Annotated in this window: 20 protein-coding genes and 1 tRNA gene; 16 read left to right on the forward strand and 5 right to left on the reverse strand. The window is 58.2% G+C overall.

Features of this window, described 5'->3' with window-relative positions; translation table 11 throughout:
• Positions 1–191 precede the first annotated feature (191 nt).
• Positions 192–776, forward strand: a complete 585-nt coding sequence (locus QZ522_RS10205) for a GGDEF domain-containing protein (protein ID WP_294610754.1) — start codon at positions 192–194, stop codon at positions 774–776.
• A gap of 103 nt (positions 777–879) precedes the next feature.
• Positions 880–1080: a hypothetical protein gene (locus tag QZ522_RS10210; RefSeq protein WP_294610699.1), complete on the forward strand. Its 201-nt coding sequence runs from the start codon at positions 880–882 to the stop codon at positions 1078–1080.
• A gap of 51 nt (positions 1081–1131) precedes the next feature.
• Here the strand turns inward: QZ522_RS10210 and dddP are convergent, their stop codons facing one another.
• Positions 1132–2475 (reverse strand): dimethylsulfonioproprionate lyase DddP, encoded by a 1344-nt coding sequence (gene dddP / locus QZ522_RS10215; protein WP_294610702.1) that lies wholly within the window; start codon positions 2473–2475, stop codon positions 1132–1134.
• A 112-nt stretch (positions 2476–2587) separates the two neighbouring features.
• Positions 2588–3622 carry a uroporphyrinogen decarboxylase gene (gene hemE / locus QZ522_RS10220; RefSeq protein ID WP_294610705.1) on the reverse strand — a complete coding sequence of 345 codons (1035 nt, stop codon included), beginning with the start codon at positions 3620–3622 and terminating at the stop codon, positions 2588–2590.
• A gap of 97 nt (positions 3623–3719) precedes the next feature.
• Between hemE and hemC the strand changes: the two genes are divergently transcribed.
• Complete coding sequence (gene hemC, locus QZ522_RS10225) at positions 3720–4667, forward strand: hydroxymethylbilane synthase (protein WP_294610710.1); 948 nt, start codon at positions 3720–3722, stop codon at positions 4665–4667.
• 2 nt (positions 4668–4669) lie between these two features.
• Here the strand turns inward: hemC and QZ522_RS10230 are convergent, their stop codons facing one another.
• Complete coding sequence (locus QZ522_RS10230) at positions 4670–6100, reverse strand: FAD-binding oxidoreductase (protein WP_294610757.1); 1431 nt, start codon at positions 6098–6100, stop codon at positions 4670–4672.
• 95 nt (positions 6101–6195) lie between these two features.
• Between QZ522_RS10230 and QZ522_RS10235 the strand changes: the two genes are divergently transcribed.
• Positions 6196–6272, forward strand: a tRNA-Met gene (locus QZ522_RS10235).
• A 75-nt stretch (positions 6273–6347) separates the two neighbouring features.
• Here the strand turns inward: QZ522_RS10235 and QZ522_RS10240 are convergent.
• Positions 6348–7232 carry a LysR family transcriptional regulator gene (locus QZ522_RS10240; RefSeq protein WP_294610712.1) on the reverse strand — a complete coding sequence of 295 codons (885 nt, stop codon included), beginning with the start codon at positions 7230–7232 and terminating at the stop codon, positions 6348–6350.
• Between the two features lie 91 nt (positions 7233–7323).
• Between QZ522_RS10240 and QZ522_RS10245 the strand changes: the two genes are divergently transcribed.
• A complete protein-coding gene (locus tag QZ522_RS10245; protein WP_294610714.1) occupies positions 7324–8580 on the forward strand; it encodes a Xaa-Pro peptidase family protein in 1257 nt (418 codons plus the stop codon).
• Positions 8581–8637: 57 nt separating this feature from the next.
• Here QZ522_RS10245 and QZ522_RS10250 read toward each other — a convergent pair whose 3' ends face one another.
• A complete protein-coding gene (locus QZ522_RS10250) occupies positions 8638–9534 on the reverse strand; it encodes a DMT family transporter (RefSeq protein WP_294610717.1) in 897 nt (298 codons plus the stop codon).
• Between the two features lie 331 nt (positions 9535–9865).
• Between QZ522_RS10250 and QZ522_RS10255 the strand changes: the two genes are divergently transcribed.
• The 11 genes from QZ522_RS10255 to QZ522_RS10305 form a co-directional block, all read left to right on the forward strand.
• Positions 9866–11206, forward strand: a complete 1341-nt coding sequence (locus tag QZ522_RS10255; protein ID WP_294610720.1) for a serine/threonine-protein kinase — start codon at positions 9866–9868, stop codon at positions 11204–11206.
• 11 nt (positions 11207–11217) lie between these two features.
• On the forward strand, positions 11218–12330 hold the full coding sequence (locus QZ522_RS10260) for an FHA domain-containing protein (protein WP_294610723.1): 1113 nt from the start codon (positions 11218–11220) through the stop codon (positions 12328–12330).
• On the forward strand, positions 12314–13219 hold the full coding sequence (locus QZ522_RS10265) for a protein phosphatase 2C domain-containing protein (RefSeq protein WP_294610726.1): 906 nt from the start codon (positions 12314–12316) through the stop codon (positions 13217–13219). Before QZ522_RS10260 ends, QZ522_RS10265 begins: the two co-directional genes overlap by 17 nt.
• A 61-nt stretch (positions 13220–13280) precedes the next feature.
• Positions 13281–13670: a hypothetical protein gene (locus QZ522_RS10270; protein WP_294610729.1), complete on the forward strand. Its 390-nt coding sequence runs from the start codon at positions 13281–13283 to the stop codon at positions 13668–13670.
• On the forward strand, positions 13559–14518 hold the full coding sequence (locus QZ522_RS10275) for a hypothetical protein (RefSeq protein ID WP_294610732.1): 960 nt from the start codon (positions 13559–13561) through the stop codon (positions 14516–14518). Before QZ522_RS10270 ends, QZ522_RS10275 begins: the two co-directional genes overlap by 112 nt.
• A 159-nt stretch (positions 14519–14677) precedes the next feature.
• Positions 14678–16741 (forward strand): dynamin family protein, encoded by a 2064-nt coding sequence (locus tag QZ522_RS10280; protein WP_294610734.1) that lies wholly within the window; start codon positions 14678–14680, stop codon positions 16739–16741.
• Complete coding sequence (locus tag QZ522_RS10285; protein WP_294610737.1) at positions 16738–17709, forward strand: dynamin family protein; 972 nt, start codon at positions 16738–16740, stop codon at positions 17707–17709. The genes QZ522_RS10280 and QZ522_RS10285 overlap by 4 nt, the downstream gene beginning before the upstream one ends.
• A 76-nt stretch (positions 17710–17785) precedes the next feature.
• On the forward strand, positions 17786–18163 hold the full coding sequence (locus QZ522_RS10290) for a hypothetical protein (protein ID WP_294610740.1): 378 nt from the start codon (positions 17786–17788) through the stop codon (positions 18161–18163).
• Positions 18163–18984 (forward strand): hypothetical protein, encoded by an 822-nt coding sequence (locus QZ522_RS10295; RefSeq protein WP_294610743.1) that lies wholly within the window; start codon positions 18163–18165, stop codon positions 18982–18984. The genes QZ522_RS10290 and QZ522_RS10295 overlap by 1 nt, the downstream gene beginning before the upstream one ends.
• A 230-nt stretch (positions 18985–19214) precedes the next feature.
• Positions 19215–19961, forward strand: coding sequence for an acyl-homoserine-lactone synthase (locus QZ522_RS10300; RefSeq protein WP_294610746.1), 747 nt, complete (start codon positions 19215–19217; stop codon positions 19959–19961).
• A gap of 215 nt (positions 19962–20176) precedes the next feature.
• On the forward strand, positions 20177–20459 hold a 283-nt coding region (locus QZ522_RS10305; RefSeq protein WP_294610750.1), incomplete at its 3' end, for a response regulator.

The following is a 20459-nucleotide window of genomic DNA, read 5'->3' on the forward strand; positions in this document are numbered from 1 at the left end:
TGATCATGCGCGTCAGAAACCAACGGGACGTACGTTTTTTTACAGTGGCGGTTTCGCTTGTCGTCTTGCTTGGAAGCATGGTCTTGCGGTTTTTCATCCTTCCGGATGACCTTGCGTCCGAAACGGCCTTGCCAGGTGCGTTCATGGCGGTGATGATCTCGGCGCCAATTGCGTTTTTCGTCGGTCAGCGGATGCAGGAAATCCATGAATTGGCCGCGAGGCTTGAGCATGAAGTGTATCATGATCTTTTGACAGGGGTTTGCACACGCAGCCGTTTTCATGAATGCGCGGCAGAACTTGGCGATGAATGCAGTGTCGTGATTGTCGCCGACATCGACCATTTCAAGAGCTTCAATGATCGCTACGGCCATCATGCGGGCGACCTTGCACTTCGTCAATTTGCCGCGATTCTTGCTGAGAACTGTCGGTCCGATGATATCGTCGCGCGGTTTGGCGGCGAAGAATTCGTGGTGCTGTTGCGTGACACAAATTTGTCGGATGGTCTTGTCGCCGCAGAACGGCTTGGCCGACGTATTCGCCACAAGCCGGTTTTTGTGGATCAACAGGCCCTGAGCCTGACCGCCAGCTTCGGCGTGGCGATTTTGCCGCCCGGGGGCAATGTGGAAGTCGCCATTCAGCAGGCAGATCGTGCGCTTTACAATGCCAAGCATGAAGGACGTGACCGGGCCTATGTCTACGACCCGGCGCGCGATTCCGGGCCTTTGCCGACGAATGCGACAGTGGAGCCAGAGAGTATCAATAATCACGTTTCGTGATGATTTGCATTACATTAATTCGTTTTAATAATGTATGTGAGCGAGGTATCTCTGGGGAGCCGATAGATACGGCTTGGAAAACTCAGTTATGAAAGGATATCTCATGCACCAGGATACATGCCTTGCAGAGCACCCGTCAGCGCGGGTTAGCGTTGTGACGACACGTTTCTCGATCGCTGTTGTCGCCTTGGCGCTTGCCGTCCTTGTTGTGGTCAGCCTGGGCCAGGGCGCGCCGGTTGAGCCCGCGGATACGTCCGTTGGCGCCCTTGAGGATTGGCACGGCAATGTCATGCGCTCGCGCTGAGCCGGGCCGGTATCATCCGGCCCCTTTCGAATCGCGCGCGGGGCGGGCAGATCAGGTCCGCCCCATCAGCGCATCATCAAAGGGATAGCGCGTCAGGTTTTCATATCCGGTTTCGGTGATCAGGACCTGATCTTCAAGCTTTATTGAAAAATTGCCCCCCTCCGGGCTTACTAGGGCTTCGACACAAAGCACCATTCCCGGCTCGAGCGGATAGTCGAATGCGCCGGGGACCGCGTTGTCGGGATAAGCAACCAGCGGCCATTCATCACAGAGGCCGACCCCGTGCATCATGCAGCCGTATTTCTGGGCCTGATAGATCGGGTCAAGCGTATGACAGCGCGCGGTAAGGTCGGGTATGGTGACGCCGGGTTTGAGCAATTCCATGTTGCGGGTGATGTGCTCGTGGCCGTGCTGCATCGCATAGACCATATCGGCCGGGGGCGAGCGGTCGCCGATCCACCAGCTTCGACTTATGTCAACACAGATTCCATAGCTGCCGATAAGGTCGGTATCAAAACTGACGATTTCATTGTTCTGCACGATCCGCCCGCCGCATTCCTGAAACCATGGATTGGTGCGCGGCCCCGACGTGAGCAGGCGGGTTTCGATCCATTCGCCGCCGCGGCGGATGTTTTCCGCGTGCAGCACCGCCCAGATGTCATCTTCGCTTGTCTGCCCTTGCGGGACAGCCTCGCGGGCGAAACGTTCCATCGTGGCGACGGCGGTTTCACAGGCGTGGCTGGCGCAGCGCATCGCCTTGATCTCATCGGGACCCTTGATCGCGCGGGTCTTTTCGGTGACTTCCTCGCCGTCCATGACCTCGAATCCCTGCGCCTCGAGGGCGCGCAATCCGTGCAGCATCACCTTGTCGACCGCGAGCCGCTTGTTGCCCGGCGCGTGTTCCGCCAGAAGCACCCGCACCTCGTTGGCAAAGGTATCGGCGGCCACATCAACCTTGTCGCCCCGGTCAAAGTAAAACAGATCCGCGCCAGAGCGCTGTTCGCGCACCAGCGGGTTGAAGGTGCTCAGGAAGGGCGAATTCTTGTAATCCCAGATCACCATATAGCCATCGGCACAGACCAGCACCGCGCGAAATGGGTTGTGGGTGTTCCAAAGCTGCATGTTGGTGCTGTCGGTGGCATAGCGGATGTTGAGCGGGTCAAACATCAGAACGCCGGCATAATCGCGCGCCACGACCGACGCGGTCAGCCGTTCCCAGCGGAACCGCCGCATGGCCTGAAGGTCAGGCAGGGCAAGCCCGGCCTGCGCCCATTCGGAAAAGGCAAGCCGGGTCGGGCCGATTTCGACCCGGTCGGCATCGTTGGGTGTGCCGTCGCCAAGGGTGGCGCCGCGGGTCGGATCAATCTTGCGAATTTCACGGAAGTGGGTATTCATTGGCCTCTCCTTCAAGGCCAATCTTGGGAAGATTACACACCTCCTGCGCGCCGGATTGCGACATGAATACGGGTCGCCATTGGCGCAAAGAGCAGGCTATTGGCGGCGCGGTTCAAGCGCCGCGCACTGCGTCGATCATGCGTTGCACGTTGTCGGGGTCGGCATCCGGGGTGATCCCATGGCCGAGATTGAAGATATGCGGGCCGTTGCCATAGGCTTTGACGATGCGTTTGGTTTCGCGCACCAGGGCGTCGCCGCCCGTGACCATATGCGACGAGGCAAGGTTGCCCTGAACGCAGCCATCTTTCTGGACATGTTCGGCGGCCCATTCGGCGGTGACGGAATCGTCGATTGCAACGCAATCGGCACCGGTTTTGGCATGAAATCCAATATATTTATCCCCGGCCTCGCGCGGGAAAGCGATAACCGGAATGCCGGGATGGCGCGCTTTCAGTTCGGATATGATCCGCTTGGCGGGGGCCGTGGCGTATTTGTCGAAATCCGCGCCCTTGAGCGATCCTGCCCAGCTGTCGAAGAGTTTGACGACTTCGGCACCGGCCTCGATCTGGGCCGAGAGATATTCGATCGTGCCTTCGGTGATGCGATCCAGAAGGCCCTCGAACACCGCCTTGTTTTCGGCCTTGAGCGCATGTGCCGGGCCTTGGTCCGGTGTGCCGCGTCCGGCGATCATATAGGTGGCGACGGTCCAGGGGGCGCCCGCAAATCCGATAAGGGTGGTCTCGCGGGGCAGGGCGGTCGTGAGGTTTCGGATGGTCTGATAGATCGGGTTGAGGGTTTCGTGGATGTCCGCCACGGGCTTCAGGGCGTCAAGGCCGCCCTGATCGGTGATGGTCGAGAGGCGCGGCCCTTCGCCGGTGACAAACCAGAGATCAGCCCCAAGCGCCTGCGGCAGCAGCAGGATATCGGCAAAGAGGATGGCCGCGTCAAATCCGTAACGGCGGATCGGCTGAAGGGTTACCTCGGTGGCGAGGTCGCTGTTGTAGCACAGGGACAGGAAATCACCGGCCTGCGCGCGCGTTGCCCTGTATTCCGGCAGATAGCGGCCCGCCTGCCGCATCATCCAGATCGGGGGGGTGGGTTGCGTTTCGCCTGCCAGCGCCTTGAGGATCGTTTTGTCAGCGGCCATTGGGTTCCTCCGTTTTGATGTTAGGTCACCCCGGCGGCCCGGGATGTCAAGCACTCTGGCGCTTGCCAGTCGGGTTTGCCGCGTCTAAACCTCTGCCATGACACGTGATTTACCCACCCCGACAAAGCCCCTCAAAATAGGCACGCGCGGCTCGCCGCTTGCCTTGGCGCAGGCCTATGAAACCCGTCGTCGGTTATCCTCGGCCTTTGATCTGGCCGAGGAAGCCTTTGAGATCATTGTGATTAAAACCACGGGCGACCGCATTATCGACCGTCCGCTGAAAGAGATCGGCGGCAAGGGGCTGTTTACGCGCGAGATCGAGCAGGCCATGCAGACCGGGGAAATCGACATTGCGGTGCATTCGATGAAGGATATGCCGGTGCTGCAACCCGAGGGGCTTTTGCTGGATACCTACCTTCCGCGTGAAGATGTGCGCGATGCCTTTGTGTCGCCCTCGGTGGGCGGTCTTGGCGATCTACGCGCAGGGGCCAGGGTCGGCACGTCTTCCTTGCGGCGCAAGGCGCAGGTTCTGGTCGCTTACCCGCATCTCGAGGTGGTCGAATTCCGCGGTAACGTGCAGACAAGATTGAAGAAACTGGATGAGGGCGTGGCCGCCTGCACCTTTTTGGCGATGGCCGGGCTGAACCGTCTGGGCCGCTCCGAGGTGGCGCAATGTGCGATCGAACCCGAGGTGATGCTGCCGGCCGTGGCGCAGGGGGCGATCGGGATCGAGCGGCGCGCCGATGATACTCGCGCCGCTGATATGCTTGCGGCGATTCACCACACCGAAACCGGTCAGCGCCTTGCCGCCGAACGTGCCTTTCTGGCGGCGCTTGACGGGTCGTGCGAGACACCGATTGCCGGGCTGGCGGACCTGTCCGGAGGAAATCTGCGCCTGCGTGGCGAGATTCTGCGCCCCGACGGAAGCGAGAGCCTCAGCGATGAGGGCACCGCCCTTATCGAGGACGGTGCAGAGCTTGGCCGCGAGATCGCCGCGCGGTTGCTTGCGCGGGCGGGCGACGGGTTCTTCGACTGGCGCGCCTAGGGCTATGCGCCGGGCAATAGCTTGCCGGGATTCATGATGTTGTTGGGATCAAGCGCGGCCTTGATCGCGCGCATGGTGGCAAGCGCCGCCTTGTCCTTGTGAAGTGCCATGGCGGGCTGTTTTGACAGGCCGATGCCGTGCTCGGCGGAAAAGCTTCCGCCGAGGGCGATCACCTCTTCCTCGACCGCCTGTTGAATGGCGCGGTGCAGGGCCGGATCGCTGACCGAGGGGAAGCCGGCGTAATGCAGGTTGCCGTCGCCAAGATGGGCCACGCCAGTGTTGAAGATATCCGGATCAATCGCTTTGCTGCGCACCTCGATGCGTTCCAGAAGGGTTTGCATGCGGTCGGTCGCCACGGCGATATCGTTGTCGATCACCGGGCTGCGCATCCGCAAGACCTGTGCCGAGGCCTCGCGCCGGGCCCAAATCTCGGCGCGCTGCGCGCTGTTCCGGGCGACAACGGCGTCAAGCAATGTGCCGTCCTCGAATAACGCCGCCAGAACCTGTTCGAGATGCGCCGCAAGCGGCACCGCGCCAGTGGCGTCCGGGGTGGCGTCGCGGGGCGCGCGAGCGCCCAGCTCGACCAGGATGTTAACCTCGTGGGGGCTGTCAAAGGGCGCGCGGGCCTCGGGGAAACGATTGAGGTAGGTGTCGATAAAGCTGCGCGGCATGTATTCGAAGGCCTCGACCGCGCCGCCGGTTTCATCCTGAAGCCGGTTGAGAAGGGCAAGGGCGGCATCGACCGACGGCACCGCCACCATTGCGGTGGCATAGGCGCGGGGCCGGGGCGCAAGTTTCAGGACGGCGGCGGTGATGATGCCTAGCGTGCCCTCGGCGCCGATCATCAGGTGGCGCAGGTCATAGCCAGAGTTGTTCTTGTGCAGCTCGCTCATCAGGTTCATCACCTCGCCGCTCGGAAGCACCACCTCAAGCCCAAGGCACAGGTCACGGGTATTGCCATAGCGCACCACGTTCGAGCCGCCCGCGTTGGTCGAAAGCGCCCCGCCGATCATCGCCGAACCGCGCGCCCCGAAGGTCAGCGGAAAGATCAGGTCATGCTCGGCGCTGGCGGCATGCAGGTTTGCAATGATCACGCCCGCCTCGACAATGGCGATGCGGGCATTCGGGCGAATCTCGCGGATTGCCGACATGCGGTCGAGCGAGAGCATCAGCGCGCCCTCGGCGGCGGTGCCCTTGACAAGGTTGGTGTTGCCCGAGACCGGCACGATGGAAAGGCGATGGCGGTTGGCCAGCTTCATGATCGCCGAGACCTCGGCGGTATTGGCCGGGCGCAGCACCGCCAGAGGGGTCCAGTGCGCAATGCCTGTCCAGTCGTGCGACCAGGGTGCGGCGTCGGCTCCGGTCAGGACGTATTTGGGGCCAATGATATTGGCCAGTTCACTTAGCGGATCGGTATTCATGCGGCGGATCATGTGCCAATCGCGGGCGGCCCGCAAGATGGGGTGTCCAAAAGGCATTTTTCTCCCTTGACGCTAGGCGCGGGCTGTCATACCTACGCCCACGTTCTGGCGGAGTAGCTCAGTTGGTTAGAGCAGCGGAATCATAATCCGCGTGTCGGGGGTTCAAGTCCCTCCTCCGCTACCAACACTTTACAAACAGGTGCACAGAATCGTTGAGACGATTTTCGTGATTTGGGGGCGGTTGGGAACTTGTTTTCTTCTATTTGTTCACCCTTGCCAAAAAATTGGCGAATTCGGTGACTTGCTTGTGGTCAGAGCGCCCTGACCGCTTGACGAGGAAATACCCTTTGCCGGTGTTGTAGCGTTCCTCGTCAAGGGCGACGAGCGCTCCGGACGCCAACTCATCTTGCAGAAGCGCACAGCTTGCCAGAGCAATCCCTTCTCCAGCAATCGCTCGACCTATGGATTGGCTATATGTTTCACAGATCTTCCTTGGCAGCCTTGCCAGTGGGGAGGTCGAATGGCGTTTCGCCCAGACGTCCCAGTTGATCCAGTCCGGCGCATATCGTTCGTAATCGAGCAGAATTTGGCTCTGCGGATTCTGCCCAAAGCTTTCGACACACTCCGGCGACAAGACAGGGGCCAGGTCCTCATCCATCAGTTTGGCCCCCTCCCAGCCTTCCGGTGGGGCGGCAGCATAGATAATCGCGAGATCGTGGTCGGATGCAAGCAGGGCTGCGGGATCATCCGACACAACGGTTTCAACAGGACAGGACGCCTCGCTGAAGGCAAATGCCTTGATCCTCGGGAACAGCCAGAACACCGACACGGCATTATTGGCCGCGATGCGCACGGCGGGTTTGACCGGGGATTTGATGCCTTCAAGAGAGGTTTGCAGGTAATCCAGCGCCATCGCAACGGGTTCGGCTAGTTTCACCCCTGCGGGGGTGGGGACCAGACTGCGCGCGCCACGCTCGAACAACGGGGTGCCCAACCAGCTTTCAAGCAGACGGATACGCTTGGAAACAGCCGCCTGCGAGACATAGAGTTCAGAGGAGGCGGCGGTAAAAACGCCATTGCGCATGACGGCCTCGAAAAAGATAAGCGTATCCAGCGGCGGCAGGGCTTTTCTGAGTTTATCCATTCCCTTTGGTTATGCAAATGGACGATTTTTTCAAGTGTTTACAGCTTATCTGCAAAAGGAGAGGTTTTGCTTGAACGTGAGGGAATACGACATGGCGAATTTTGATTGGCACGCAGAACGTAGCGATCTGGCGGGCATTGCCCTTCTGGATCGCGCACCGGAAAGTGAAGGTATCGACCTCAAGGCCGTCCGTCTTTATCGGCTGGGGCGTGTGCGTCAGGAAATGAAACGCTATCGTGTCGACGCGGTGATCCTGTCCGATCCGATCAACATTCGCTATGCAACCGGCGCCCGCAACATGCAGGTGTTCTGCCAGCGCAACGCGCCGTCTCGCTATCTGCTGCTGACCGCCAATAAATCTATCCTGTTCGAATTCACTGGTTGCCTGCATCTGGGCGAGGGATATGAAACAATTGATGAGGTCCGCCCCTCAAGGACCGCCAGCTTCGTCGCCGCAGGCCCTGATATTGCCGCACGCGAGAAGGCCTGGGCGGTCGAGATGAACGATCTGATCACCGAACTGGTCGGGCAGGGCGCAACCGTTGGTCTAGAGCGCCTGAACGCAGGCACCGCGATTGCGTTGAAGGAATGCGGACTGACCATCGTTGATGCCCAGCAACCGGTCGAGATGGCGCGCGCGATCAAATCGGCCGAGGAAATGAAATGCGTCAATGCCTCGCTCCGCGCCACGGAAACCGGCGTCGAGAAGCTGCGCGCTGCGATCCGCCCGGGCATGACGGAAAATGAACTATGGTCGGTTCTGCATCAGTCCGTCATCGCACAGAATGCGGATTATTGCGAAACGCGGCTCCTGAATGCCGGGCAGCGGTCCAACCCCTGGTTTCAGGAAACCTCCAGCAACGTGATCGGTGAAAACGAACTGATTGCACTGGATACGGATGTTGTGGGCTGCCATGGGTATTACTCAGATTTTTCGCGCACCTTCCATTCCGGACCGGGCAAGCCGACTAAGGCGCAGCGCGAACTTTATACCGTCGCGCACGAACAGGTGATCCACAACATGGGCATCCTGAAGGCGGGCATGAGTTTCCGCGATTACGCAGATCGCGCCTGGGATATCCCGGAAAAATATTATCAAAACCGATATTACCTTTCTGCCCATGGCTGCGGGATGACCGGGGAATACCCGTATCTCTATCACCGCGGCGATTTCCCCGATGCCGGTTATGACGGAGAGATTCTACCGGGCATGACACTTTGCGTTGAAAGTTATATCGGCGAGACCGGCGGTTGCGAGGGGGTGAAGCTGGAACAGCAGGTTCTGGTGACCGAGACAGGCATCGAATTGCTGTCGCGTTTCCCGTTCGAGGAAGACCTTCTTCGATAGAGGGCGCGTGAAGTGAACCTATGGCGCGCCGGTGAGACCGGGCCGATCACGGTATCCTTAAGGCAGGGTGATCGGCGGAGGCTTGCGCCGTTTGCCTGACAGCGCGTTTCCGGCAATCGCCACAAGCAGAACCGCGCCGCCGGTCAACGTATTCGCGCTTGCCGTCTCACCAAGGAAAAACCAGACCCAGAGGGGGCCAAGCATGACCTCTGCCAAGGATAACAACGCCAGCTCTGCGGCGGGCAGACTGCGTGACCCCAGCGTGTAGAGGATAAGCCCCGCACCCACCTGGAAAACCCCCATGCCCATGGATATCGCGCCATCGTGCAAATTGAGCGTGACGGGCAGCCCCGAGAATAGACATATCGCAAATGTGACGACGATGGCGAACACGCCGGACAGGAAAACCGATGGGAGCATTTCCCCCGTTCGTCCCCACCGCAAGGCAACCGTGAAGACCGCGAAACCAAATGCCGAGCCAAGCGCTGCAAGGCTTCCTTTCAGGACGACGCTGCCGGATTTGTCGGCAACCATGATCGCGATTCCGCCTATTGCAACGGCAATCGCGAGCCATGTCGCGACGCGCACGCGTTCACGCAGGACGACCCACCCCAGGACTGCGGTCATGAACGGTGCGGTTGCAAAAAGCAGCATGGCATTTGCGACCGACGTGTTCTGGATCGAGTAGATCCCGCCGGAATAGGCCGCAACCAGTGAAAGCCCGGCGATAACAGAGGGGAAACCGATGCTGCGGACCTGGGTAAAGGGGCTTACGCCCGAGCGCATCCTAATGACCACGTAAAGAAAGAGCGACATGCTGATCGACCGATACAGCAGGATCTGCCAGACGACGGCGTCTTCTATGATGCGAATGCCAAGACCGACCGTTGACCACAGAACCCCGGCCGCAAACACGAAAAGCACACCTGACTTGTGAGTGTCCGCAATGGGCATGGGCGGCGTTACAGATGTCATATCAGGCCAGTCAAGGAGATCTCGCTTTGCAGGTTACCCTTTCGGAACGTTCCCATATACCTCAAATGCGACATTCACGCAGGGCCAGAGAGTCCGACCGCGACGTTTCTGTTGCAACAGACGTCGCAACGAACAGATGGCCGAGGGCCGGGTCAGAAATCGCCCTTGATCATCATTTTTTGATAGCTGCCGGATCATAGGCCAATTGTTGCCATGATCTAATCATAATTGCAGTGCACGCTCGCACGTTCTGATTGTGTGTTTTGAATCTCTTTGTGCTTCCCTAGCTGCCATCTGGAAAGACTACGACGTGCAAAACAATATAACCTTTTTGGAAGAGCATGAAACCGATGAACTGACATCGGGTAGTACGCTTCTGTACGGTCAGTACACGATCGAGCGTCACCTGATCGACGGCGGATTTGGCGTGACCTATCTGGCCCGCGACAGTCTGCACCGGCATGTTGTCATCAAGGAATGCTTCCCGAGTTCCATCTGCCGCCGGATCAACGGCGAGGTGCGCCCGCGCAAATCCTCCTATCAGGAGCAATATCAAAGTGTCATTCGCAACTTTTTGCGTGAGGCGCTGAGGCTCGCGAAATTCGAGCATCCGAACATCGTCAAGGTTCACCAGGTCTTTCAAGAGAACAACACGGCCTATATTGCAATGGATTTTGTCGATGGCATGGATCTTTTGTCGATGATGGACATTGATCCGGGGCGTCTGACCAACACCATGCTTCAAACGCTGCTGGACGATACACTTACAGCATTGGAGCATGTGCATGAGTACGGCATGCTGCATCGCGATATCTCGCCCGACAATCTCTTACTGGATGCCCAGAACAATCTGACGCTGATCGACTTCGGGGCCGCGCGCGAGGATGCCAGTAACCCCAAGCGGGTGCTTTCCACTGTCTTGTCCGTGAAGGATGGGTATTCGCCGCATGAATTCTACTACACGGATAGCTCGCACGAGCCGTCCAGCGATCTCTACTCGGTTGGTGCGACCTTCTATCACCTGATTGCGGGATATGCGCCGCCGGACTGTCAGAAACGCCTGGCGGCTTTGAGTTCGGGCCAGCCCGATCCCTATAAGCCGCTTGCCTCGGGATCGTGGGCATTTGACAAGGCCTTTCTGGCATCAATCGACAAAGCCCTGTCCGTTTCGCAGGAGAAGCGCTTTCAGTGTGCAAGGGAATGGCTGGACGTGCTCGAGACCTGCGAGGCCGCGCCCGTGCAGCAGGGGTATAGTGCGGCCCCCGCGCCAGACAGTGAGACTCAGATCAACGATCTTGAGCCAAGCGTGGCGGAAGCGATTTCATCGCTCGTCGAGGACACCAACAGCAGCCTTGAACCGGTGCTCGCCCCGCGGGCCTGGCAACACCCCAAAGTGCCCGACGAACCGGAGCAAGACGACCAGCCCAACCGGCTTGTGGATATGTTCGGCTGTCCGATTGATGACGTCGATGCATGGCTGCGCGAACAGGACAAATTATCCAAACGGCAACGGGCCGCAGCACGCCAGTTAACCCGGAAAGTCGAAAAAGACCGCTCTGATAAAGCCGCAGGCACAGGCTTTATCCTGTCGCGCGTGCTCGGCGCTCTGGTGAAAAGACGGCGTCATTCGGCCGAAAAAGTCAAAACCTGAAAGGAACAAAAATGAAGTTTATTCGCGATATCATTGGCGAAAAGCGCCAGATGAGTCATCAGGCAAATGGCATCTCGGTGGCCAAAGAGGCGAGCGGCCTTCTTTCGGATGAGTTCCTGTCGCACTCGGAACCCGCGTCTGCGGTCGACGTGCGGCAGATTGACGCGTTGGTTAAAGACATGACCTTTGAGGATGTTGCAATGCCCGCGCCGGAAAGTGCCGATGTCAGCGAGCCGCAGCAAGACGAGGGCGATGATTTTTTCGGCAGCCCGTCCAACGTCTTCGCCGAGCAGGAAGAGACCGATTGCGACGCGCAAGAGGACGAAGCAGATGAGCAACCTGCCGCGGCCTGGGTCGCCGAGCCGCAATATCGCACATCGGAGATTTCCGAGACGCCAAAAGACGAGATGATCGAGAGCGCCGAGCCCGAGGCCGAGGCACCCATCGAGCAAAACTATGATCCCGTCGAGAGAGCCCCGGCGGCGACGTCGGCGTTTCATCATGACACATCTGGCATGGACCGAGAGGCGCCTTTTGTGTCACCAGAACCGCCCCAGGCGATGCCGCAGCCGGAACCCAAGGCGCCTGAGGCCTATCAGGCGGTCGAGATTCCGCAACCCGCTGTGGGCCGCGCGACAGGCCGTCAGACGCGGGTGAAAACCCGGCTTCTTGGTTTCAACAGCAGTCAGGATGCCGATATTGACCCGATTTCGGGCGGTGCGGATGCAAAGCCTGCGGCCTATACCAAATTCCCGCTTGGGTGGCTGATTGTTGTCGCCGGTCCGGGTCGTGGCGCGGCCTTCACGCTGTTCAATGGCGTCAGCAAGATCGGTCGTGGCAAGGATCAGACAGTGCCGCTTGATTTCGGCGATAACAGCATCTCGCGCGAAAACCATGCCGCGATTGCCTATGACCCCGCACAGAAAAGCTTTTTCATCGGTCACGGTGGCAAGGCGAACCTTGTGCGGCGGAATGACCGCCCGGTCCTGAGTACCGAAGAACTGTCTGCCGGTGACGTGATCGCAATTGGTGAAACGAAGCTTCGCTTTGTTCCGCTTTGTGGTTCGGACTTCAACTGGGACGACTCCGAAGAGAGGGACTGGCCCCATGCTTCCAACGGCTGAACTTGTATATGACACGTCGATGGCCATGGTGCTGGGTCGGCGTGAGCGGCAGGAAGATGCCGTGGTGTCGGACTTCTCGTCAGGAGAGGCGTTTGGATTTGTGGTGCTTGCCGACGGAATGGGCGGGCATGCCGCAGGTGATGTCGCAAGCAAGATCGTCGTCACCGAGGTGTTCAGCAAGCTAAAGCTGCAATCCGGCGATCCGGAAATATTGGAGCCCCAGATCGGTGAGGTGCTGGAGAAGGCTGCCGTAAGCGCGAACAAGCGTGTCGGGATGTATGCGCGTGAGCGCCCGGAAGCGCACGGCATGGGCGCCACTTTGCTGGCACCTGTGTTCATACATGACCGGTTATACTGGATCTCGGTTGGCGATAGTCCGCTCTACCTGTTCCGCAATGGCGTGCTTGAACGCCTGAACGAGAATCACGCCCTCATGTCACAGATCGACTATCTGGTCGCGAACGGGATCATGGGCCGTGAAGAGGCGCTCAATTACCCCGACCAGACCTGTTTGACATCGGTGTTGATCGGCCGGGAGATCGCGCAACTCGATTGCCGGACGGTGCCGGTACAGATCCAGGAAGGCGACATCCTGATCGTGGCCAGCGATGGCCTGCAATTTCTCTGCGAGGATCAGATCGAGGGCGTCCTGCGTTTCACGCAGAAGCGATCGGCGGAAGACATTGGCGCGGCCCTGATGAAAGAGGTTCAGAAGCTCGACGATCCCTGCCAAGACAATGTCTCTTTGTGCGTCGTAAAGGTTCTGGGGCAGGGGGCCGGGGCTGTTGTGACTGACCAGGATCAGATCGTGTCGCGCACTCAGAACTACAACAACGCGTCGATAACGATCATGGCAAAGGTGACGCGGAAGAAAAAGGCAACAGGATGATGAACGCTCGGGGAGACCTCCGTTGAACCATGCAGTCAGGATCAACCCAGTTATAGATCGGTTGGAAAACATACTGGGCCGGGGGGATGTTCCGGCGCCTTATGACCGATGGGGCGCGCGCCTTCTGGCGCATCTGACCAAGCCGGTGCAGGTTGTCGTGACAGGCCTTGCCGGAAGCGGCAAGTCGACGCTGATCGAAATGATGTCGGCACAACCTGTTATCGGCCAGCATGTGGATGCGCCCGTTGTCGAACTGGTCTATGGCGAAAAAGAGCGCGCTCTTTTCGAAAGGCAGGACGGCTCGTTGACAAGTTTTTCGGGGTTTCTGAAGGATTGCGATTGTCCCGAGGGGGCAATCCGTGCCCGGCAGGAATTGCCGGATACGAAATCGGCCAGAATTTCGTCGAGATCGGACTTTTCGGCAGCCTTGTGGAGAAACGGGCGATCCTGAGTTCCGCCTGTGCACGCGCGGATATCATCATCTGGTGCAGTCAGGAGTTTTCCGAAGAAGAACAGCACCTGTGGGCAGGCGTGCCTGACGAGATCAAGGATCACAGCTTTTTGGCCCTGACCATGGCGGATCGCCAGTTGATGCGCGATGTGCTGTCACAGAATATCGCGCGGCTGGAACCCATCGTGGCGGATGAATTCATGGGGCTTTATCCCGTGGCCACCATTCAGGGGATCGCGGCGCAGACATCCGGCGAGGGTTTGAATCAGGCGCTTTGGACGTCGAGTGGCGGAAAGCACTTGATGGATCCGGTGCTCAGGCAGATCAGGCAGGGGCGTGGCGCCGATATTGACCAGGCACGGATTTTCCTCGACCGCCTTGCGGCACGCACGCCGGAGGTCGATGTCGAGGGCGGCGAAGGCCCGCAGGCGCCGGTTCTGGTTGCCACAGATGACCCGGATACCGGGAAAGAGAGCAAGGCCGCGGCAATAGCGGATGACGTGGCTGTGGAGGTCGTGGCGCCGGATGAGCGGTCCGTCGCCCTGTTGTCCGAAGCCGTGGATATGCTTCAGCACCATGCCCGCAAGATGCTTGACGATGTGGATCAGAGTATCGAACTGGATGCCGATGCCATTCTGAGCAGCTGTTCCGAGGCAATGTCGTCGCTTGCAGGAATGCTTGACATGACGCCGGTGAATGACCCCGCCGCCAAGGGTATGCGCGAAGATGTGCAGGAAGGCGAAGAAATGCTGATGCTGTTCAAGCTGGAACGCAGCGAAGAGGCGGCGCTGGATGCGGTAACCCTGCTGTTGCAGATGAGAAAGGAGCTTATCGACAAGGTGGTCTGACACGGGATTGTGACGTCAGGAATTTTTCCCCAGTCCCGTCCAACTATCACCACATTTGTTTACCATTTTTGCCATGAGCAAAAGTGTGCAACGCGTGGTTGTTCAGAGTTTTCAATACGGGTGAAATCTACCCGCAATGCCAATGACAGCGGAAATCCAATGAACATTGAAGTCGAAATTGATCCTGCCACCAATATCCGGGCTTCAGCGCGCCGAACCAACCCGAGAACGGGCATGGAAGAGCTTGCAGCTTTCGCCCAAAAGGCCGCCGAACTTGAAGGTGCGCTGGACAGGCTTGTCGGTCTGACCGGCGAAGAATCGCGTCGCTCCGTGCTGCGCCTGAAGGGTCTACTGGCGGCGTTCGAGCCCTCTGTTACGGTCCTTGGCCAGGTGAAATCAGGGAAAACGTCGCTGATCAATGCCATGACCGGCTGGGCGGATCTGTTGCCGTCGGACGTCAACCCCTGGACCTCGGTGGTGACATCGCTTCACCTGACCCCTGCTGCCGAAAATGGTGAGACCGGGGCACGTTTCCAGTTTATGACCGAAGACGAATGGGATCGTCTAACCACCAAGGGCGGCAGGATCGGCGAACTGGCCGGACGCGCCGGCGCAGAGGGCGAGCTGAACAAGATCCGCGAACAAATCCATTCCATGCGCGAGAAGTCCCGCAGCCGCCTGGGCCGGAATTTTGAAATGCTGATGGGGCAGGAACATGAGTACGGGTACTTCGACAAGAACCTGCTGGAGCGGTATATTTGCCTTGGCGATGATTTCGATGTGCCGGGTCACGACCCGGTCAATGACGAGCAGGGCCGGTTTGCGGATATAACCCGCTCGGCCGAGCTTTACCTGAATTGCCATACCGTACCGTTTCGTATGTGCCTTCGCGACACGCCGGGCGTCAACGACACCTTCATGATGCGCGAAATGGTAACGATCCAGGCGATCCGTGATAGCCGCGTCTGTGTGGTTGTGCTGTCAGCGGGCCAGGCATTGACCTCGGTGGATATGGCGCTGGTCCGGATGATCTCGACCCTCAAATCGCGTGAAGTGATCATCTTCGTGAACCGTATTGACGAATTGTCCGACCCGGCCAATCAGTTGATCGAGATCGAAGACAGCATTCGCCGGACGCTCAAGAACAATGATGGCCCTCAGGATGCACAGATCATTTTCGGAAGTGCCTACTGGGCGGGCAAGGTTCTGCATGGCGAGTTGGGCGATATGTCCGACGCCAATGCCAATGCATTGCTGAATCTTACCAAGGCGGTTCTCGGGACGACCAATATTGATCAACCGCCCGCCGACCATGTTTGGGAAATGTCAGGCTTGCCTGCCCTGATGCGAGCCCTGTCATCGCAAATCGTGCACAGCCTGGGCGAGCCTTGCCTGACGAAGATTGCATCGTCGGCCATGGCAATTGCGACATCACAGAAGGCCGCGCAAACGGTGATGGTTGCAGGTGACGATTTCACCTCTGATGTCACCATGGACCAGATACGCACGGAATTCGAGCGGATAGCAGAGACAAACCTGACCGCGTTCAAGGCATCAATGTCGGACATATTCACCGAATATCATCAGCGCGCCGACCGCGTGCATGAGACCTTTGTCGAGCGGGCGACACATTCATTGGTGTCCCATCTTGAGGTTTATGGTGACGAACAGGTCTGGGAATACGATCCGGCCGGACTTCGCGTTCTGCTGCGCTCGGCATATTCGACCATGGGAAGCAAGGTCCGCAAGGATGCCGAGGCGCGTTATGAAGCCGCCGTATCTGACACGGCACATCTGCTTTATCGCGGCTTTGGCCCGGCTGTCGAAGGTATTCAGCTCTCGGTGCCCGGCGTCCCTCAAATTCCGTCGCCGGTCACCCTCGGGCAAACAATCGCGCTGGATTTCAACGATAGTTGGTGGGCGATGTGGTGGCGAAGAACCCGAGGCTACCAAGCCTTCGCCAAGCAGTTCCGGGAATTGATCCGCTCTGAGACAGAAGATTTCATGACGCAGATGAAAGAGGTCCAGACCACCACAATCCAGGACGACTTCGTGCAGGAATTGAGCGGTTTTCTTGAAGAGCAGAAAGGTATCCTGCTCGATCTGATTTCCGGCGCGCATCGCTCCGGGGCCGTGGAAGACATGTTTTGCGACAAAGAGGAACAAACGCGCAACGATGCGCTGCAAGAGACGCTCAGGACGCTGAGGCGCTACGTCACATGACCAAGGAGAAGACATTGAACACCGTGAGTCCAAGTTCGGCACCATCCTCCCGAAAACCACGCCTGGCGTTCATGGGCGAATTCAGTGCCGGGAAAAGCACGCTTTCCAAACTGTTTCTGGGGAATGCGCCGTTGCCGGTACAGGTCACCGCAACCCGGCTTCCCCCGATCTGGATCAGCTATGGCGATCCGGCCGCAATTGCCGTGGATCGTGATGGCACCGAGAGAGAGATCGACATCGAAGATCTGGACGCGATCTGCGTTGACGAAACCAGCATGGTCCGCTTGTACAACCGGTCGGAAACTCTGGAGATATGCGATCTGATCGACATGCCCGGAATTTCAGACCCAAGCATGTCGTCGGATGTCTGGTTGTCGATGATCGAACACGTCGACAGCGTCGTATGGTGCACGCAGGCAACACAGGCATGGCGCCAATCCGAGGCGGCGGCATGGGAGCTGATCCGGGAACGGACGAACGGGGACAACATCCTGCTGGTGACACAGGTTGACAAGCTTCGGGTCGATCGCGATGTCGATCGTGTGCTCACTCGGGTCCGCAAGGAAACCGACGGCTTGTTCAAGGCGGTGTATCCGCTCTCGATTATCGAGGCGCTGGATGCAGGGGACGACTTTCAAAAGTGGCAGGAGAGCGGAGCGGCGGAGTTTGTCGACCACCTTGTGGATTTGTTGCTGAGCGCATCCGAAGAAGGCCGTTGCGCGCCGGTTGCATCGCAGGAGGCGCGCAAGGCGCCGCAAGTGCAGGATTTGCCGGACAGTGCGGCATCGGACGCGCCGCAAGAAATGGCCGACACGTCGTTGGCCGAAGCATCGCCATCCGCACAGAATGTCTCTGCCGAACCTGTGGTCTACAATGCGAACAGTGTCATACCGAAACGTGTGCGCGTCCTGACCGAGATGCGCGGGCGCACCGCCCGGCCCAGCCCCTCGGTGGACGCCAACTGGTGAGAAAAGTCATGCGGCAATAGGGAACAGGCGTGTTTGGAGGCCCGCACATCTATGTCCCGCCGATCTGGAGCGTGAAATGACCATATCCGAATGCCTTGACGAAATGCGACGCGGCGTGCCTGGCTGTTCGCTAGTTTCGTTCGGGGATCTGAAGACGGGCCTGGTCTTGCGCACAAGCGCGACGCGTCAGCACAAACAGGACTATCTGGAAGAGATCATCCAACAGGGAGCTCTGAATTTCGGGGTGTCCGATGCGTTGACTGCGGGTGATGGTCGACCTGAAGAGACGGAAAACAGCGTCATCGTCGCGACACCGGACGATGTGCGCATCTATGTGAGATCGAAAGAGAGCAGGTCTGATGTCGTCTGCTGTGTGTGTGACCGTGCAGAGGCGGTTGACGGTGTAAAGGCATATGCACTGAAAATATTTCAGAAGGTATCTGGGGAAGCCTGATGGGAAGAATTGCAAAAGCGCGCCAAACCGGGTCGGAGGAAACGGCGCATCAGGTGCGTAACGCATTGGTGCGTCTTGGGATGGATCGAGATGAGCTTCTGGCCGACATGCGCGAGAAGGCGACCGATCATCAAAGCCTGTTGCGCATTATCACGCGGGAAATTGACGAGGTTATCCTGCCACGCAGGATGGCATTGCTGTCTGATGGCGGAACCGAAGCGATGCTTGTTGTCTCGAACCGGCGCCTGATCGAATTGCGCACCAATGACATGGCGCAGCAAAAGGCCGAGGGTGGCGACACCGAGCCGGACGTCGCGGCGCTGGCCCATGCACAGACCATCAGAAAAATAGGTCAACAGACAGGCGGAACCACATTGCAGCGCTTGGGCCGCGCGGCAAAATCAACCACAAGCGGCAAGTCCTGTTCGGCGGCGCGTCTGGCAGAGGTCAGTGAAAGCTTGGGCCACGAAAACCGGATGCATGGCTTTCTGAAAATGATCCAGCCGCGTGCGAAAGGCTGGATTATGCGGGCGCGCGAGGGCAGGGATGTAGAGCGCGAGGGGCCCGAGGCCGTCCTGCTGCGCCTTGACCATGTTGAGAAGATCTTTGCCGCGCATCGCGGGGCAAAGGGAACCCTGCGCCGTCTGGACAGAGTGGGGCCGTCTTGTTCGGCTTTTGCGCTAGCACCGGGATGGCAGGCAATCGTAGCCAGGGATGGCACGGATAGCCTGCTGGCGGCGGTTCCGAACCAAGGCAGGGTCGCGGTCATGGATGACTGGCGGAAAGTTTTCGGCACTACAGGGCTGAACGCAACGGTTTGACGCAGAAGTCGCCGATTTGAGTTGTGCCCGGTATTCACGACCGACGGGCGCCCCGCTTGCATCTAATTGACAAATAAGAGCGCGCACTCGCCATAAAGGCGAGGGGTCAGGTGTGGCCAAGAAGCCGCAACAGCAAGTTGCGATTCAACTTTTCCGGTAGAATGTGTTGGTGTCGGACTTCACAACTGCAACGTTAAAGCGTATTAAGGCAAAAAAGTGACGAGCAGTCTATGAATCGTACGTGGTCGCCCTTCCGGGCACAGGCACTTCCACCAACTGCGCCGCTAACTGAAAGCATTGATGTTAACGATCGGCATGAACGTTCGCAGAATAGAGTAAACAGTTCTACGAAACGAAACGATAAGGTTGCCGGGGAGCCCGTCGATCACATCAGGTCAACGACCATTTCGTTTCGAAATATGACTGAATATGGCGGGCTGTTGGTAAAATACCTTGAAGTCAGGAAATTGATTTTCCTGGACCAACTCGGCTGGCATGTCTCAGAATCCGACGGAATGGAATTCGACCAGTACGATACGCCATACTGTCGCTGGATTGTCATTCATCAGTTCGGTGAAGTCCTTGGCGGCGTTCGCATGGTTCCCACCACGGCCAAATGCGGCCCCTTCAGCTATATGATCAGAGATGCACAGATGGGCCTGTTGGAAGATATTCCGACAGATATTCTGTTTTTCGAAGCTCCGGTGGAGCATAGTGTATGGGAAGCCACGCGGTTCTTCATTACCGATAGCGTTCCTGCGCAACAGCGCCAGAGGGTTCAGAGTTTGTTGTTTCTCTCGATGAGCGAAACGGCAATGGACAATGGCGCGACGCATGTTCTGGGGATCGTGCCGGCCTTATGGGCGCGATGGGCCCGGCGTTTGGGGGTGAATGCGACGCCCATAGGGGCGAAGTTTTCGATCGACGGAACCGCAAGCCAGTCTGTTCTATTCAAGGTCTCTGACTTTATATCCTGAGTGACGGATAACACAGATTTCCGGGTGACGCGAAATTTCGTGAACAATACCCGGTTTCTTATCTGCATTGTTTGGCATTTGAAAATAATGCCATATTTGCGGCGGCATTTTGCCAGATTTCGAGAAAAATCGACTACCTTACGCCTCAAATTGAGCACAGTTTCATATGATTAATGGTTCACTAATCCGTATCAAACGGCCGGTGGGTGAAGCAAATGTCTATTGAAGGAAGTAGCCGGTTCCAACGCAAAATGGAAATCCGCGCAAACAAGCACTCCGGTTTCAGAATCTTGGTCGTGGATGACGAGCCAAGCATTCTGGAAGTGGTGAAAACTGCGCTGGAAACGCTGGAAAACTACCAGGTTTCGACCGCAAGTAGTGCAGCCTCCGCGCTTGACATGATCAAGGGCGCCAAAAAGCCGTTCGACTGTATCCTGCTTGATATCCAGATGCCGGAAACCAACGGTATCGAACTCCTGCGACAGCTGCGTGTCATTC

The sequence above is a fragment of the uncultured Roseovarius sp. genome, from assembly GCF_913054395.1.
Lineage (GTDB): Bacteria > Pseudomonadota > Alphaproteobacteria > Rhodobacterales > Rhodobacteraceae > Roseovarius.

Excerpts from the sequence above, each read along its gene's own strand:
- QZ522_RS10290 (WP_294610740.1), top strand. The coding sequence starts at position 17,786 with ATGACCATATCCGAATGCCTTGACGAAATGCGACGCGGCGTGCCTGGC.
- QZ522_RS10295 (WP_294610743.1), top strand. The coding sequence starts at position 18,163 with ATGGGAAGAATTGCAAAAGCGCGCCAAACCGGGTCGGAGGAAACGGCG.
- QZ522_RS10210 (WP_294610699.1), top strand. The coding sequence starts at position 880 with ATGCACCAGGATACATGCCTTGCAGAGCACCCGTCAGCGCGGGTTAGC.
- dddP (WP_294610702.1), bottom strand. The coding sequence starts at position 2,475 with ATGAATACCCACTTCCGTGAAATTCGCAAGATTGATCCGACCCGCGGC.
- QZ522_RS10300 (WP_294610746.1), top strand. The coding sequence starts at position 19,215 with ATGAATCGTACGTGGTCGCCCTTCCGGGCACAGGCACTTCCACCAACT.
- QZ522_RS10205 (WP_294610754.1), top strand. The coding sequence starts at position 192 with ATGCAGGAAATCCATGAATTGGCCGCGAGGCTTGAGCATGAAGTGTAT.
- QZ522_RS10230 (WP_294610757.1), bottom strand. The coding sequence starts at position 6,100 with ATGATCCGCCGCATGAATACCGATCCGCTAAGTGAACTGGCCAATATC.
- QZ522_RS10250 (WP_294610717.1), bottom strand. The coding sequence starts at position 9,534 with ATGCCCATTGCGGACACTCACAAGTCAGGTGTGCTTTTCGTGTTTGCG.
- QZ522_RS10285 (WP_294610737.1), top strand. The coding sequence starts at position 16,738 with ATGACCAAGGAGAAGACATTGAACACCGTGAGTCCAAGTTCGGCACCA.
- QZ522_RS10280 (WP_294610734.1), top strand. The coding sequence starts at position 14,678 with ATGAACATTGAAGTCGAAATTGATCCTGCCACCAATATCCGGGCTTCA.
- QZ522_RS10265 (WP_294610726.1), top strand. The coding sequence starts at position 12,314 with ATGCTTCCAACGGCTGAACTTGTATATGACACGTCGATGGCCATGGTG.
- QZ522_RS10240 (WP_294610712.1), bottom strand. The coding sequence starts at position 7,232 with ATGGATAAACTCAGAAAAGCCCTGCCGCCGCTGGATACGCTTATCTTT.
- QZ522_RS10260 (WP_294610723.1), top strand. The coding sequence starts at position 11,218 with ATGAAGTTTATTCGCGATATCATTGGCGAAAAGCGCCAGATGAGTCAT.
- QZ522_RS10245 (WP_294610714.1), top strand. The coding sequence starts at position 7,324 with ATGGCGAATTTTGATTGGCACGCAGAACGTAGCGATCTGGCGGGCATT.
- hemE (WP_294610705.1), bottom strand. The coding sequence starts at position 3,622 with ATGGCCGCTGACAAAACGATCCTCAAGGCGCTGGCAGGCGAAACGCAA.
- hemC (WP_294610710.1), top strand. The coding sequence starts at position 3,720 with ATGACACGTGATTTACCCACCCCGACAAAGCCCCTCAAAATAGGCACG.